At 55.6% G+C, this 14,520-nt stretch carries 14 protein-coding genes; 7 read left to right on the top strand and 7 right to left on the bottom strand.

Going from position 1 to position 14,520, the window contains the following annotated elements; genetic code table 11:
* The first annotated feature begins 2 nt into the window (after positions 1-2).
* From ftsA to mutT, 6 genes are all read left to right on the top strand, one after another.
* Positions 3-1,259: a cell division protein FtsA gene (gene ftsA / locus LRS40_RS03215; protein WP_032616543.1), complete on the top strand. Its 1,257-nt coding sequence runs from the start codon at positions 3-5 to the stop codon at positions 1,257-1,259.
* 63 nt (positions 1,260-1,322) lie between these two features.
* Positions 1,323-2,474, top strand: coding sequence for a cell division protein FtsZ (gene ftsZ / locus LRS40_RS03210; RefSeq protein WP_142488237.1), 1,152 nt, complete (start codon positions 1,323-1,325; stop codon positions 2,472-2,474).
* A gap of 101 nt (positions 2,475-2,575) precedes the next feature.
* Positions 2,576-3,493, top strand: coding sequence for a UDP-3-O-acyl-N-acetylglucosamine deacetylase (lpxC, locus tag LRS40_RS03205; protein WP_142488238.1), 918 nt, complete (start codon positions 2,576-2,578; stop codon positions 3,491-3,493).
* Positions 3,494-3,744: 251 nt separating this feature from the next.
* Entirely contained in the window at positions 3,745-4,248 is a 504-nt protein-coding gene (gene secM / locus LRS40_RS03200; RefSeq protein ID WP_146145525.1) for a secA translation cis-regulator SecM, read from the top strand.
* Between the two features lie 59 nt (positions 4,249-4,307).
* On the top strand, positions 4,308-7,013 hold the full coding sequence (gene secA, locus LRS40_RS03195) for a preprotein translocase subunit SecA (RefSeq protein ID WP_142488240.1): 2,706 nt from the start codon (positions 4,308-4,310) through the stop codon (positions 7,011-7,013).
* A gap of 57 nt (positions 7,014-7,070) precedes the next feature.
* Entirely contained in the window at positions 7,071-7,463 is a 393-nt protein-coding gene (gene mutT / locus LRS40_RS03190; protein ID WP_156262915.1) for an 8-oxo-dGTP diphosphatase MutT, read from the top strand.
* 34 nt (positions 7,464-7,497) lie between these two features.
* Here the strand turns inward: mutT and yacG are convergent, their stop codons facing one another.
* Genes yacG through coaE form a run of 3 tightly spaced genes read right to left on the bottom strand, consistent with a single transcriptional unit; the run spans position 7,498 to position 9,056 of the window.
* Complete coding sequence (gene yacG, locus LRS40_RS03185; protein WP_142488242.1) at positions 7,498-7,692, bottom strand: DNA gyrase inhibitor YacG; 195 nt, start codon at positions 7,690-7,692, stop codon at positions 7,498-7,500.
* Positions 7,693-7,701: 9 nt separating this feature from the next.
* A complete protein-coding gene (gene zapD / locus LRS40_RS03180; protein WP_156262916.1) occupies positions 7,702-8,445 on the bottom strand; it encodes a cell division protein ZapD in 744 nt (247 codons plus the stop codon).
* Positions 8,445-9,056, bottom strand: coding sequence for a dephospho-CoA kinase (gene coaE, locus LRS40_RS03175; protein ID WP_231313069.1), 612 nt, complete (start codon positions 9,054-9,056; stop codon positions 8,445-8,447). The genes zapD and coaE overlap by 1 nt, the downstream gene beginning before the upstream one ends.
* Before the next feature lie 235 nt (positions 9,057-9,291).
* On the opposite strand from coaE, the gene LRS40_RS03170 reads away from it, so the two are divergent.
* On the top strand, positions 9,292-10,335 hold the full coding sequence (locus LRS40_RS03170; RefSeq protein WP_142488245.1) for a GMP reductase: 1,044 nt from the start codon (positions 9,292-9,294) through the stop codon (positions 10,333-10,335).
* 31 nt (positions 10,336-10,366) lie between these two features.
* Here the strand turns inward: LRS40_RS03170 and hofC are convergent, their stop codons facing one another.
* The 4 genes from hofC to nadC form a co-directional block, all read right to left on the bottom strand.
* The gene (gene hofC, locus LRS40_RS03165; protein ID WP_231313068.1) at positions 10,367-11,563 is read right to left on the bottom strand and encodes a protein transport protein HofC; all 1,197 of its coding nucleotides are present in this window, start codon (positions 11,561-11,563) and stop codon (positions 10,367-10,369) included.
* A complete protein-coding gene (gene gspE / locus LRS40_RS03160) occupies positions 11,553-12,938 on the bottom strand; it encodes a type II secretion system protein GspE (RefSeq protein ID WP_142488247.1) in 1,386 nt (461 codons plus the stop codon). Before gspE ends, hofC begins: the two co-directional genes overlap by 11 nt.
* Complete coding sequence (gene ppdD, locus LRS40_RS03155) at positions 12,935-13,387, bottom strand: prepilin peptidase-dependent pilin (RefSeq protein ID WP_142488248.1); 453 nt, start codon at positions 13,385-13,387, stop codon at positions 12,935-12,937. The genes gspE and ppdD overlap by 4 nt, the downstream gene beginning before the upstream one ends.
* 184 nt (positions 13,388-13,571) lie before the next feature.
* The gene (nadC, locus tag LRS40_RS03150; RefSeq protein WP_142488249.1) at positions 13,572-14,465 is read right to left on the bottom strand and encodes a carboxylating nicotinate-nucleotide diphosphorylase; all 894 of its coding nucleotides are present in this window, start codon (positions 14,463-14,465) and stop codon (positions 13,572-13,574) included.
* Between the last annotated feature and the right edge of the window lie 55 nt (positions 14,466-14,520).

Raw genomic sequence — 14,520 nt, 5'->3', positions numbered from 1 at the left:
CAATGATCAAGGCGACGGACAGAAAACTGGTTGTAGGACTGGAGATTGGCACTGCGAAGGTTGCCGCTTTAGTAGGGGAAGTTCTGCCCGACGGTATGGTCAATATCATTGGTGTGGGCAGCTGCCCGTCTCGTGGTATGGATAAAGGTGGGGTAAATGACCTCGAATCGGTGGTGAAATGCGTTCAGCGCGCCATCGATCAGGCCGAATTGATGGCAGATTGCCAGATTTCCTCCGTGTATCTGGCGCTCTCTGGCAAGCATATCAGCTGCCAGAACGAGATTGGCATGGTGCCGATCTCAGAAGAAGAAGTCTCGCAGGAAGACGTCGAAAACGTCGTGCATACTGCGAAGTCTGTACGCGTTCGCGATGAGCATCGCGTCCTGCATGTGATTCCGCAGGAGTATGCGATCGACTACCAGGAAGGGATCAAAAACCCGGTAGGACTTTCCGGGGTACGTATGCAGGCAAAAGTGCACTTGATCACATGTCACAACGATATGGCGAAGAACATTGTCAAAGCCGTGGAACGTTGTGGTCTTAAAGTTGACCAACTGATTTTCGCCGGTCTGGCGGCAAGTTATTCTGTGCTGACCGAAGACGAACGTGAACTGGGCGTCTGTGTGGTGGATATCGGTGGTGGTACCATGGACATGGCCGTCTATACCGGCGGTGCGCTGCGCCACACCAAAGTTATCCCTTATGCGGGGAACGTGGTGACCAGCGATATCGCCTACGCCTTCGGCACGCCTCCCAGCGATGCAGAGGCAATTAAAGTGCGCCACGGTTGTGCGCTGGGCTCCATTGTGGGCAAAGATGAGAGCGTTGAAGTGCCAAGCGTCGGTGGACGTCCACCGCGCAGCCTGCAGCGCCAGACGTTAGCTGAGGTCATTGAGCCGCGTTATACCGAGCTGCTCAACCTGGTCAACGAAGAGATTTTGCAGTTACAGGAACAGCTTCGCCAGCAGGGTGTCAAACACCATCTTGCGGCGGGGATTGTATTAACCGGCGGCGCGGCGCAAATTGAAGGTCTTGCGGCCTGTGCTCAGCGCGTGTTCCATACGCAGGTGCGCATCGGTGCACCGCTGAACATCACCGGTCTGACGGATTATGCTCAGGAGCCGTATTACTCAACGGCAGTGGGCTTGCTTCATTACGGGAAAGAAACGCATCTCAGTGGCGAAGCAGAAGTAGAAAAACGCGCGTCGGTAGGTTCGTGGTTCAAGCGAATCAATACCTGGCTGCGAAAAGAATTTTAATTTTAGTAAGAGACCGGCGAGAATTAACGGTTTCGGGCGACAGGCACAAAACGGAGAGAAACTATGTTTGAACCTATGGAACTGACCAACGACGCGGTGATTAAAGTCATCGGCGTCGGTGGCGGCGGCGGTAATGCTGTAGAACACATGGTGCGCGAGCGCATCGAAGGTGTAGAGTTCTTCGCGGTGAACACCGATGCGCAGGCACTGCGTAAGACGGCGGTTGGCCAGACGATCCAAATCGGTGGCGGCATTACCAAAGGGCTGGGCGCTGGGGCAAACCCGGAAGTCGGTCGTAATGCTGCAGAAGAAGATCGTGAAGCGCTGCGTGCTGCGCTTGATGGTGCAGACATGGTGTTTATCGCCGCGGGCATGGGCGGTGGTACCGGAACCGGTGCTGCGCCAGTGGTTGCGGAAGTCGCTAAAGATTTAGGTATCCTGACGGTTGCCGTCGTGACTAAGCCTTTCAACTTTGAAGGCAAGAAGCGTATGGCGTTTGCCGAGCAGGGTATCACCGAGCTCTCAAAACACGTGGACTCGCTGATCACTATCCCGAACGACAAGCTGCTGAAAGTGCTGGGCCGTGGCATCTCTCTGCTGGACGCTTTTGGCGCCGCAAACGATGTGCTGAAAGGCGCAGTGCAGGGTATCGCAGAGCTGATTACCCGTCCGGGTCTGATGAACGTCGACTTTGCTGACGTGCGCACCGTGATGTCCGAAATGGGTTACGCGATGATGGGCTCCGGCGTAGCGAAAGGTGAAGATCGTGCAGAAGAAGCCGCTGAAATGGCGATCTCTTCTCCGCTGCTGGAAGATATCGATCTGTCTGGCGCGCGCGGCGTGCTGGTCAACATTACCGCCGGCTTCGACCTGCGTCTGGATGAGTTCGAAACCGTGGGTAACACTATCCGTGCGTTCGCATCCGACAATGCCACCGTGGTAATCGGTACGTCCCTTGATCCGGAAATGAACGATGAACTGCGCGTAACCGTTGTTGCTACCGGTATCGGCATGGACAAACGTCCTGAGATCACCCTGGTGACCAACAAACCTGCTCAGCAGCCGGTGATGGATCGCTACCAGCCGCACGGTATGGCACCGTTGACGCAAGAGCAGAAACCGGCCGCGAAAGTGGTTAATGACAACACAACACAGACCCAGAAAGAGCCGGATTATCTGGATATCCCTGCGTTCCTGCGTAAGCAAGCTGATTAAGAATTAGCTGGAATTAGGGAATTTACGCTCTTTGTGCTAAACTGGCCGCCCGATAGTGATATACACTCTCGGTTGGATAAGTAACTTGGCGAGATTATACGATGATCAAACAAAGGACATTAAAACGTATCGTTCAGGCGACAGGTGTCGGTTTGCATACCGGCAAGAAAGTCACACTGACGTTGCGCCCTGCGCCGGCCAATACCGGGGTCATCTATCGTCGCACCGACTTGAATCCACCGGTAGATTTCCCGGCTGATGCCAAATCTGTGCGTGATACTATGCTCTGTACTTGCCTGGTGAACGAGCATGACGTGCGGATCTCTACCGTAGAGCACCTGAATGCCGCCCTGGCGGGTCTGGGTATCGACAACATCGTTGTTGAAGTCGATGCGCCAGAAATCCCGATTATGGATGGCAGCGCTGCACCGTTCGTTTATCTGTTGCTGGATGCCGGCATTGAAGAACTGAACAGTGCGAAGAAATTTGTGCGTATCAAAGAGACCGTTCGTGTCCAGGATGGCGACAAATGGGCTGAATTCAAGCCGTTTAATGGTTTTTCGTTGGATTTCACCATCGACTTCAACCATCCGGCGATTGATTCCAGCACCCAGCGCTATGCGATGAACTTCTCTGCTGATGCGTTTATGCGTCAGATCAGTCGTGCACGTACTTTTGGTTTCATGCGTGATATCGAATATCTGCAGTCCCGCGGCCTGTGCCTGGGCGGCAGCTTCGATTGTGCCATCGTTGTTGACGATTATCGCGTACTGAACGAAGACGGCCTGCGTTTTGAAGATGAATTCGTTCGTCACAAAATGCTGGATGCGATTGGGGACCTGTTCATGTGTGGTCACAATATTATTGGTGCGTTTACCGCGTATAAATCCGGTCACGCTCTGAACAACAAACTGTTGCAGGCTGTTCTGGCAAAACAGGAAGCCTGGGAATATGTGACCTTCGAAGACGAAGCTGAACTGCCACTGGCGTTCAAAGCACCGAGCACGGTTCTGGCGTAACGGCAGATCCCGTTATCTAAATTCGACTGGTTGACCTGGCACTCTCTCCGGCCAGCAAGACCAGTCGTTTTTGTTTTTGTCCTTTCTGAATTGCCGTAGTCAATGGCGCGTTTGCTGATTTCATCACCATTTTTAACCTCTGCGGTGCCTCATTACTGCTGCTGTGAAGTAGCTTTAGTGGTAATATCTGGGCGCGAAAATATAAAAATCATACGGTGAGTCTTAAGGCTTACTTACTTGTGGTGGGGCAATTGAGCGGAATTCTGACGCGCTGGCGACAATTTGGCAGACGTTACTTCTGGCCGCATCTCCTTCTGGGGATGGTCGCGGCGAGTTTTGGCCTGCCCGCGCTCAGCAGCAATGCCGAAGCGGCTAATCCTGCGAAGACCGCCACCTCCCGACAAGATCTTACCACGCGGGTTAATTTCACTAACCTTGCCCTGCTGGAAGCGAACCGCCGACCGAATTACACGGTAGATTACTGGCATCAACACGCTATCCGCACCGTTATTCGCCATCTCTCTTTCGCCATGGCACCGCAGGCGTTGCCTGCTGTTGAAGAGACGTTACCGGTTCAGGCGCACCATCTGGCGCTGCTGGATACGCTCAACTCACTGCTTACCCAGCAGAGCGAGCCGCCGGTCATTGTTCGTCAGGTAGCTCTTACCGCATTTTATCCCCCTTCCGCTTTCTCCGTGTCGGCCTGGATTAGCCAGGTACAGGGCATCCGCGCCGGACCTCAACGCCTCAGCTAAATTAACCCTTTTCAATACCTTAATTTAACTGCCCATAATGGGGCGTTTGAGAATTTATTATGTTAATCAAATTACTAACTAAAGTTTTCGGTAGTCGTAACGATCGTACTTTGCGCCGCATGCGCAAAGCTGTCAGCGTCATCAATGGTCTTGAGCCGGCGATGGAAAAGCTCTCTGATGACGAGCTGAAAGGCAAAACCGCCGAATTCCGTGCCCGCCTCGAAAAAGGCGAAACCGTTGAAAGCCTGATCCCTGAAGCCTTTGCCGTCGTTCGTGAAGCGAGTAAGCGCGTGTTCGGCATGCGTCACTTCGACGTGCAGCTGCTGGGCGGTATGGTCCTGAACGACCGCTGCATCGCCGAGATGCGTACAGGTGAAGGTAAAACCCTGACCGCGACCCTGCCGGCTTACCTGAACGCCCTGTCCGGCAAAGGCGTACACGTCGTGACCGTCAACGACTATCTGGCGCAGCGTGACGCCGAAAACAACCGCCCGCTGTTCGAATTCCTCGGCATGAGCGTCGGGATCAACATGTCAGGCCTGCCGGCTCCGGCGAAACGCGAAGCCTACGGCGCGGATATCACTTACGGCACCAACAACGAATACGGTTTTGACTACCTGCGCGATAACATGGCATTCAGCCCGGAAGAGCGCGTCCAGCGTAAACTGCACTATGCGCTGGTGGATGAGGTTGACTCCATTCTGATCGATGAAGCGCGTACCCCGCTGATCATCTCCGGCCCGGCTGAAGACAGCTCCGAGATGTATCGCAAAGTCGACAAAATCATTCCGCACCTGATCCGTCAGGAAAAAGAAGACTCTGACACCTTCCAGGGTGAAGGCCACTTCTCGGTGGACGAGAAAGCCCGTCAGGTGAACCTGACCGAGCGTGGTCTGGTTCAGATCGAAGAGCTGCTGGTTGCCCAGGGTATTATGGAAGAGGGTGAGTCGCTCTACTCCCCGAGCAATATCATGCTGATGCACCACGTGACCGCAGCGTTGCGCGCACACGTGCTCTTCACCCGTGACGTGGACTACATCGTCAAAGATGGCGAAGTCATTATCGTCGACGAACACACCGGCCGTACCATGCAGGGTCGCCGCTGGTCCGATGGTCTGCATCAGGCGGTTGAAGCCAAAGAGAACGTCGATATCCAGAACGAGAACCAGACTCTGGCCTCCATTACCTTCCAGAACTACTTCCGTCTGTACGAGAAGCTGGCGGGGATGACCGGTACGGCGGATACTGAAGCCTTTGAATTCAGCTCTATCTACAAGCTGGATACCGTGGTGGTTCCAACCAACCGTCCGATGATTCGTAAGGATATGCCGGACCTGGTCTACATGACCGAAGCGGAGAAAATTCAGGCCATCATCGAAGATATTCGCGATCGTACCGCCGCGGGCCAGCCGGTTCTGGTGGGTACTATCTCCATCGAAAAATCGGAAGTGGTGTCCGAAGAGCTGACCAAAGCCGGTATCAAACACAACGTTCTGAACGCCAAGTTCCACGCCAAAGAGGCGGATATCGTTGCTCAGGCGGGTTACCCGTCAGCCGTGACCATCGCCACCAACATGGCGGGTCGTGGTACCGATATTATGCTGGGCGGTAGCTGGCAGGCAGAAGTGGCCGCGCTGGAAGACCCAACCCCGGAACAGATCGCACAGATCAAAGCCGACTGGCAGGTTCGCCACGATGCCGTCCTGGCCGCGGGCGGTCTGCACATCATCGGTACTGAACGTCATGAGTCCCGCCGTATCGACAACCAGCTGCGTGGTCGTGCGGGTCGTCAGGGTGATGCCGGTTCATCTCGCTTCTACCTGTCGATGGAAGATGCGCTGATGCGTATTTTCGCCTCTGACCGTGTGTCAGGCATGATGCGTAAACTGGGCATGAAACCGGGCGAAGCGATTGAGCACCCATGGGTGACCAAAGCCATCGCTAACGCCCAGCGTAAGGTGGAAAGCCGTAACTTCGATATTCGTAAGCAGCTGCTTGAGTACGATGACGTGGCCAACGATCAGCGTCGCGCTATCTACACCCAGCGTAACGAACTGCTGGATGTAAGCGATGTGAGCGAAACCATCAACAGCATCCGCGAAGACGTCTTTAAGGCGACTCTCGATGGCCACATTCCTCCGCAATCTCTGGAAGAAATGTGGGATATCGAAGGCCTGCAGGCGCGTCTGAAGAACGACTTTGACCTGGATCTGCCTATCCAGGAGTGGCTGGATAAAGAGCCGGAGCTGCATGAAGAGACCCTACGCGAGCGTATTTTTGCGACCGCCATTGAGGTTTATCAGCGTAAAGAAGAAGTGGTCGGCGCTGAGATGATGCGTCACTTCGAGAAAGGCGTGATGCTGCAAACGCTAGACTCCCTGTGGAAAGAGCACCTGGCGGCGATGGACTATCTGCGCCAGGGGATCCATCTGCGCGGCTATGCGCAAAAAGATCCGAAGCAGGAGTACAAGCGCGAATCCTTCGCCATGTTTGCCTCAATGCTTGAATCGCTGAAATATGAAGTGATCAGCACCCTGAGCAAGGTGCAGGTGCGTATGCCGGAAGAAGTTGAAGAGATGGAACAGCAGCGCCGTGAAGAGGCTGAACGTCTGGCCCAGATGCAGCAGCTTAGCCATCAGGACGATGAAGAAGCCGCTGCGGCCGCGATCGCCGCACAGGCCGGTGAGCGTAAGGTCGGTCGTAACGATCCGTGCCCATGTGGTTCCGGTAAAAAATACAAACAGTGCCATGGCCGTCTGAGCTAAGCATTAAACCAACTGAAAAGGCGCAGATATCTGCGCCTTTTTTATGGAATCAAGACAATGAAAACACTGCAAATCGCTGTCGGGATCATTCGCAATTCCGATAACCACATCTTTATTACCCAACGTGCAGCCGATGCGCACATGGCGAATAAGTGGGAGTTTCCTGGCGGAAAGATCGAGTCTGGCGAAACGCCGGAACAGGCGCTGATCCGCGAACTTCAGGAAGAGGTGGGGATCACCCCGCTGGGAGCGACCCTGTTCGATAAACTGGAATATGCATTCCCCGATCGGCATATCACGCTATGGTTCTGGCTGGTGGAAAGCTGGGAAGGCGAGCCGTGGGGTAAAGAGGGGCAGCCTGGAAACTGGGTTGCACTGAGCGCAGAGGATGCCGACAAGTTCCCGCCGGCAAATGCGCCTGTTATTGCCCGGTTAGTGGGCAACCTGTAAGCCTGCCCGGCGAAACGCCAGCAGGCTGTTATTGTTACTGCTGGCTTTCGCTCCAGTCATCGCTGTCAGAGAGGCCGCCTTCGCTCGGAATGCGTTTCTCTTCCGCAGCCCATTCACCGAGATCGATCAGCTGGCAACGTTTGCAGCAAAAAGGACGGAAAGGACTCTGCTCGCCCCAGATAACGGGCTTCCCACAGGTGGGACAGTTCACGGTGGTAACATCAGACATCATGACTCCTTAACAACACGCCAGCTCAAAGTCGAGACGTTCCGGCACCAGACCATGTTCACTGTCGAGCGGCATGAAACGAATCGCAAAGCGGCTCTTGTGACCTGAAATTTGCGGATAAAGCTGATCGGCAAGGGTCAGCTGCAGGCGCAGCAGATCTGCATCCTCGCCGTTATCCTGATAAAAACCGTTCAGGCTGGTTTGCTTGCGGAACGGTGCGGAGTTGCGAATCAAATCAAGGATCAGCGACAACGCCTGCGTCAGCGGCTCAAGGCTGCCGAGCCAGCTTTGTACCTGGACATCGCGCTGCTCCTGCGGCATATGCAGCCAGATATGTAAGGTCGGTAAATCGAAACTGCAGCAGCCGCCAGGAATGCTCAGGCGCTGACGAACCAGCGCCACCAGACGATCTTCACGCAGAAACTGGCCGATACGCGGCGCAGCCATCAACACCGTGCTGTGGTGTTTCAGCTGCTGGCGCAGGCTGTCGATGCGGCTATTATCCACACCGGGGACTTCGGCCCAGGCCTGTAATTTACGCTGCTGACGCTCCAGCTCTTTCAGTAATTCAGTGCGGACTTCGCCGCGCTCTAGCACATCCAGCAGGTCGCTTACGTTACGGAAAAAATGCAGCGCCGTGGTGTGGTCGTGTACCGGAAGGAGGCCTGAAAGCTGCTGGATTAAAAACTCGATGCGCAGCCAGGTACGCATTTTTTCATTGAGCGGATGCTCAAAAAGAACGTGGGTGTGCATTATGCTTTTTCCTGTAAAACAGCCTGCGCCAGGTAGTGCTGATGCAGGCGGGCAACATCGGAGGCAATGGCATCCGGTGCGCCGTTATTATCAATAACATCATCCGCGACGGCAAGGCGCGCTTCACGCGTGGCCTGCGCGGCAAGAATTTGTTCGGCATGTTCGCGCGCGACATTATCGCGGGCGATGGTGCGCTGAATTTGGGTTGCCGGAGAGACATCCACCACCAGTACCCGGTCAGCTTTCTCATGGAGCTTATTTTCCACCAGAAGCGGTACAACCCAGAGAACATAAGGTGAGGTCGCCTGAGAGATCTGCCTCTGTGTCTCCTGCTGTATCAGCGGATGGAGGAGGGCGTTAAGCCAGGCTTTTTCTTCAGGATGCGAGAAAATGCGTTCGCGCAGCATCCGACGGTTAAGGGTACCGTCAGGCGCGATGGTGTCGTGGCCGAAATGTTCTGCGATAGCACGTAATGCCGGTGTACCGGGCTCTACCACCTGGCGAGCAATGATGTCGGCATCAATAATCGTGACACCCAGACGAGAGAAGGCGTCGGCCACAGTGCTCTTGCCACTGCCAATGCCCCCCGTTAACGCAACGATGTACCCCATTAATTAAAATCCTGGGAAATATTCATTATTGATATCAATTGCTTAAGATTTAATCTTTTGGCAGCAAAGGTTAAGCGCTGCTTACGGACTTTTTACCAGGTAAATTTATAGGATTGTAGCGTAAAAAAAGTGATTTTCGCAGTCTTGCGCAACAGGTATTAGTGCGTATGATAGCGTCACTGGAGTTGTGTGTTTCGTTTTTCGACATTTACCCCAGTACCCCAGGAATCCGCAAATGCGTATCGAAGAAGATCTGAAGTTAGGTTTCAAAGACGTACTTATCCGCCCTAAACGTTCTACTCTGAAAAGTCGCTCCGACGTTGAACTTGAACGTGAATTCACCTTTAAGCATTCCGGTCAGACCTGGTCTGGCGTACCTGTTATCGCCGCCAATATGGATACGGTTGGGACTTTTGCGATGGCTAAAGCACTGGCCTCCTTCGATATTCTGACCGCCGTGCACAAGCACTACAGCGTTGAAGAGTGGAATGCGTTTGCAGGCTCCGTATCTGAAACCATTCTCAAGCACGTGATGGTATCCACCGGCACCTCTGACGCCGATTTCGAAAAAACGAAACAGATCCTGGTCGCTAACCCGAACCTGAACTTCATCTGCATTGATGTCGCGAATGGTTACTCTGAGCATTTCGTGCAGTTCGTCAGCAAAGCGCGTCAGGCCTGGCCGACCAAAACCATTATTGCGGGTAACGTGGTTACCGGTGAAATGTGTGAAGAGCTGATCCTGTCCGGGGCAGATATCGTTAAGGTGGGCATTGGCCCGGGTTCTGTCTGCACCACCCGCGTGAAAACCGGTGTTGGCTATCCGCAGCTCTCTGCGGTGATCGAGTGTGCTGATGCAGCCCATGGCCTCGGCGGCCAGATCATCAGCGACGGCGGTTGCACCATGCCGGGTGACGTGGCGAAAGCCTTCGGCGGCGGCGCAGACTTCGTGATGCTTGGCGGGATGCTGGCGGGTCACGAAGAGAGCGGCGGTACCGTTGTTGATGAAAACGGTGAAAAATTCATGCTCTTCTACGGCATGAGCTCTGAATCGGCGATGAACCGTCACGTAGGCGGTGTTGCTCAGTATCGTGCGGCAGAAGGTAAAACCGTCAAGCTGCCACTGCGCGGCCCGGTTGAGAATACCGCGCGTGACATTCTCGGTGGCCTGCGCTCTGCATGCACCTATGTGGGCGCATCCCGTCTGAAAGAGCTGACCAAGCGCACTACCTTTATCCGCGTACAGGAACAAGAAAACCGCATTTTCAACAGCCTCTAATGCTCTCTCGCTGGCGCGTTTCGTGCCAGCGTTATCCCGCACTCATCGCATCCCCCAAATGAAAGATCGGCAGGTACATCGCGACCACCAGCGTGCCGATAATTAACCCCGTCACAATTAACAGCAGCGGCTCCAGCAGCGAGGCCAGATTGTCGGCCTGCTGAAAAGTCTGTTCATTATGATGCTGTGCCAGATTACTCAGCATGGTATCCAGCGCCCCTGACGATTCGCCGGTACGCACGAGCTGAATACAGAGCGGTGTAAATATCTCGGCTTCATTCAGGGCTGACCAGATGGGCGCACCCTGCATAACGCGATGGCGTATCGTCTGTAGTTTCTCCTGCCAGAAGGGGCACGTTAGGGTCTCCTCCGTACTTTCCAGCCCCTGTAGAAAGGTGATGCCTGCCTGCTGTGTGAGTGACAGAACGGTAAAAATCTGGCTGAGCTTTTGCCCACGGATCAGCGGGCCAATCACCGGACTGCTCAGCAGCAGACGCTGTATGAGGCGCTGCCATCGGCGGTTACGGCGAATAAATACCAGTCCAGATGCCGCCGTCAGCAGACTTAGCATCAGCCCCGCCCCCCACTCCTGAAGCGTGGTTGCCAGCGCCATCACGGCCCGGGTCAGAGCAGGTAAGGGCGTATTGAAGGTTTTGTAGATCGCGGCAAATTCCGGCAGCACCATAGTCACCATCGCCAGCACCACGGCGACGGCCAGGGCAAGAATAATCAGCGGATAGCGCAGCGCCTTTTTGACCTTCGCGCTGAGCTGTTGCTGCGTTTTTTGCTGTTGCGCCAGCTGACGACAACACTCAACGAGCTTACCGGTCAGCTCCCCGGTTTTCATCATCGAAATATAGAGGGGAGGGAAGACATGCGGCCATTTTCTCAGGGCATCAGAAAAGGCGCACCCGGCGCTGAGATCGTCAGCTACGCTTTGCAGCAGCGCCTGCCACTGTCGGGCAGGGTGCTGCTGCGCCAGAAGCGTCAGACCTGCCGAGAGCGTTAAGCCCGCCTGCAGCAACGTCGCCAGCTGGTGGATCGCCTCGTAGCGATGTTGCGCCTGCCAGCGCGCTTGCTGCAGGCTTCGTTTGAGCTCAAGAGGAAAAAGATCCCGACCTAACAGGACGCTCCACGCCGTTTGTTTGTCGGGGGCCCAGAGCGCGCCTGTCTGTTGCTCCCCCTGCTGGCTGAGTGCCCGCCAGCGCCAGAGTTGATTACCTGCCATCCGATTCGCCCAGCATCTGCACCAGTTCCCCGAGCGTGGTGTGGCCTTGCTCTACCGCCATACAGCCATGCTCAAACAGCGTGACCATGCCCGCCTGCCTGGCCAGCTTTTCGATCTCTTCGACCGGTGCTCCGTTGGCGATGGCAGTACGCAGTTCACGAGTGATCACCATTACCTCGAAGATTGCTACCCGGCCATAAAAGCCGTGATAGCAGCGGTCGCAGCCCACCGGCTGCCAGTGCGGCAAAGGGCGAGGCCATAGCGCCTGGGGTAGTGGTGTATCCCGGTGCATCTCTGTACGACAGTGTGGGCACAGTCGGCGCACCAGCCGCTGGGCGATCACCATTGACAGCGCCGAGGAGATCATCCAGCGCGCCACGCCCATCTGTTGCAGGCGCACCAGCGTCTCCGCGGTGGAGTTAGTATGCAGCGTTGACAATACCAGATGGCCTGTCTGCGCGGCGTTGATGGCGATCTCCGCCGTTTCGCCATCGCGTATTTCACCCACCATAATGATGTCAGGATCCTGGCGCAAAAACGCCCGCAGCACGCTCTGGAAGGTTAACCCCGCCCGGGGATTGATGGGCGTTTGATTCAGCCCGTCCAGCGGAATTTCGACCGGGTCTTCAACGCTGCAGATGTTCACCTTAGGTGTGTTCCGGGACTGCAATGCGCTGTAGAGGGTGACGGTTTTGCCGCTACCGGTGGGGCCGGTCACCAGGATCAGCCCCTGCGATTTTTGCAGCGCGCTGGCGAATAGCCGCTGTTGGGTTTCACTCATCCCCAGTTGCTCAAGCCGTAGCGCCTGTTGCTCCTGTTGCAGAAGCCGCAGCACGATCTTTTCGCCGCTGCGACACGGGAGCGTGGCAATACGAAACGAGACCGGGGAGCCCGAAAGCTCGACCGTGAATTGCCCGTCCTGAGGTAAGCGACGCTCTGCGATATCCAGGTTGCCCAGCACTTTCAGCCTGGCGATAAGCGTTGTGCCCAGTTCGGCCGGGAGCGGTTGTTGCGGGTAGAGCACGCCGTCAATGCGTAACCGGATCTGCCAGCTCTCTTCGGCGGGCTCAATATGAATATCCGACGCCCGCTGGCTCAGCGCCTGGGTCAGGGTGTGGTTGAGTGTTTCGATGGCGGAACGCGTCGAGGTGGCGACCACGGGCAGATGCGCCTCCTGGCTGGTTTGCTGGTGCTTTTCCATGCGCTCGGCGGTCCAGCATTCGATATCGATTCTTTTCTGCGTCGCGAAACGTAACGCTTCCAGCAGTTCGGGCGGTGGGTTGTCGACCACTGCAATATTGATCCGGTCCGGGGCGCAGGTCAGCAGCAGGGCGTTGTGGCGCCGACAGAGGGCCGTTAAGCGATCGGCATTCATTGCTCGCTCTCCTGCTCGGCCGTAAAGCGGAACACCTCTTCGCAGGCCTGCTTCAGCGCGCTGTCCTCGCCCACGGTGCAGAGACGTTTCCAGCCGGTAATGCCGTTGCCGTTATCCCACTGCGGGGTCATCACTACATCGAGACCGTTGAGACTCTCCTGTCCGGTCAGAGTGACGACGCCTTTGGCGATGCTCATCCCGGAGACATAGCGGCTGGTCGCCGGGGAGGGAATACCGTTGACGCCAGCATCGCAGCTCTCTGTCCCGCCATGATCGAGGGCGCAGAGTTCGACTGCGGTACGGTAGGGCATAAAGGTTTGCAGCATATCGGTGAGGGCAGCTTTTCTCAGGTAGTTCTGGTAAGCCGGAATGCCAATCGCGCTGAGGATAGCCACGATGCCGATGACTACCATTAATTCGATGAGGGTAAATCCTTTTTGTCTTTCCATGGGTCGCTCCTTATGTAGATGCACGCTACTGTGGCATCGGGTCAGACCGGGGGCGAGGGGTAAAAATTGATTCGTGAAGCGTGATTCAGCGGGATGTGCGCGCGTTACAGAACAATGCAGCAGATTTGCGGGGCGGGTCGTAAATCGGGCTTGCCCGGCCTGTGCAGACCGGGCTTTCTGTCACTTAGCGAAAGCGCATCGACAGATCGAGGGCGCGAATGTGTTTGGTCAGGGCGCCAACGGAGATGAAATCGACGCCGGTTTCGGCAAACTCGCGTAAGGTTTCGTGCGTCACGTTACCGGAAACCTCCAGACGGGCCTGGCCGTTGGTGCGTTTCACCGCTTCACGCATCTCTTCGGTTTTGAAGTTATCCAGCATGATGATGTCGGCACCGGCTTTCAGCGCATCGTCCAGCTCCTGCAGGTTCTCCACTTCCACTTCAACCGGCACATCCGGGTGCAGCCAGAAGGCTTTTTCCACGGCCTGGCGTACGGAGCCAGAGGCAATAATGTGGTTCTCTTTGATCAGAAACGCATCGGACAACCCCAGACGATGGTTGGCACCGCCGCCGCACAGCACGGCATATTTCAGGGCGGTACGCAGGCCCGGCAGCGTTTTACGCGTATCCAGCAGCTGGGTATTTGTCCCTTCCAGCAGGTCGACATAGCGGCGTGCTTCGCTGGCGACGCCTGAGAGCGTCTGAACAAAGTTCAGCGCGGTGCGTTCACCGGTCAGCAGGACGCGTGATGAGCCCTCAAGCTCAAACAGCGGCTGATTAGCGTTGATGCTGTCGCCATCCTCGACATGCCACGTCACCTTCACACCGTCACCGGCCAGCTGAATAAAGACTTCCTCCACCCAACGTTTACCACAGAAAACACCGTCCTCACGGGTGATCACGACCGCATGGGAACGGGCATCTTCCGCCAGCAGTTGGGCGGTAATGTCGTTGTCAGCATTAACGTCTCCACCCAGATCTTCGCGTAGCGCATTGGCGACGCTTACCGGAATATCGAGATTAATACGTTCCAGCAGTACGTTACGTCTGTGGTCGGGGTTGTAGCGGCGAGGCGGCATGTTAAAACTCCAAATTGGTAACGAATCATAAGATTGAAACATGCTACTCTGAACC

This window comes from Leclercia sp. G3L, from assembly GCF_021117075.1.
Classification (GTDB): domain Bacteria; phylum Pseudomonadota; class Gammaproteobacteria; order Enterobacterales; family Enterobacteriaceae; genus Enterobacter; species Enterobacter adecarboxylatus_C.
This window is presented reverse-complemented; position numbering and strand designations above follow the sequence as displayed.

Coding starts and splice junctions, on each gene's coding strand:
- gspE (WP_142488247.1), bottom strand. CDS start 12,938: ATGAATGCCGATCGCTTAACGGCCCTCTGTCGGCGCCACAACGCCCTG.
- ppdD (WP_142488248.1), bottom strand. CDS start 13,387: ATGGAAAGACAAAAAGGATTTACCCTCATCGAATTAATGGTAGTCATC.
- hofC (WP_231313068.1), bottom strand. CDS start 11,563: ATGGCAGGTAATCAACTCTGGCGCTGGCGGGCACTCAGCCAGCAGGGG.
- coaE (WP_231313069.1), bottom strand. CDS start 9,056: ATGGGGTACATCGTTGCGTTAACGGGGGGCATTGGCAGTGGCAAGAGC.
- ftsA (WP_032616543.1), top strand. CDS start 3: ATGATCAAGGCGACGGACAGAAAACTGGTTGTAGGACTGGAGATTGGC.
- mutT (WP_156262915.1), top strand. CDS start 7,071: ATGAAAACACTGCAAATCGCTGTCGGGATCATTCGCAATTCCGATAAC.
- nadC (WP_142488249.1), bottom strand. CDS start 14,465: ATGCCGCCTCGCCGCTACAACCCCGACCACAGACGTAACGTACTGCTG.
- zapD (WP_156262916.1), bottom strand. CDS start 8,445: ATGCACACCCACGTTCTTTTTGAGCATCCGCTCAATGAAAAAATGCGT.
- lpxC (WP_142488238.1), top strand. CDS start 2,576: ATGATCAAACAAAGGACATTAAAACGTATCGTTCAGGCGACAGGTGTC.
- LRS40_RS03170 (WP_142488245.1), top strand. CDS start 9,292: ATGCGTATCGAAGAAGATCTGAAGTTAGGTTTCAAAGACGTACTTATC.
- secA (WP_142488240.1), top strand. CDS start 4,308: ATGTTAATCAAATTACTAACTAAAGTTTTCGGTAGTCGTAACGATCGT.
- yacG (WP_142488242.1), bottom strand. CDS start 7,692: ATGTCTGATGTTACCACCGTGAACTGTCCCACCTGTGGGAAGCCCGTT.
- ftsZ (WP_142488237.1), top strand. CDS start 1,323: ATGTTTGAACCTATGGAACTGACCAACGACGCGGTGATTAAAGTCATC.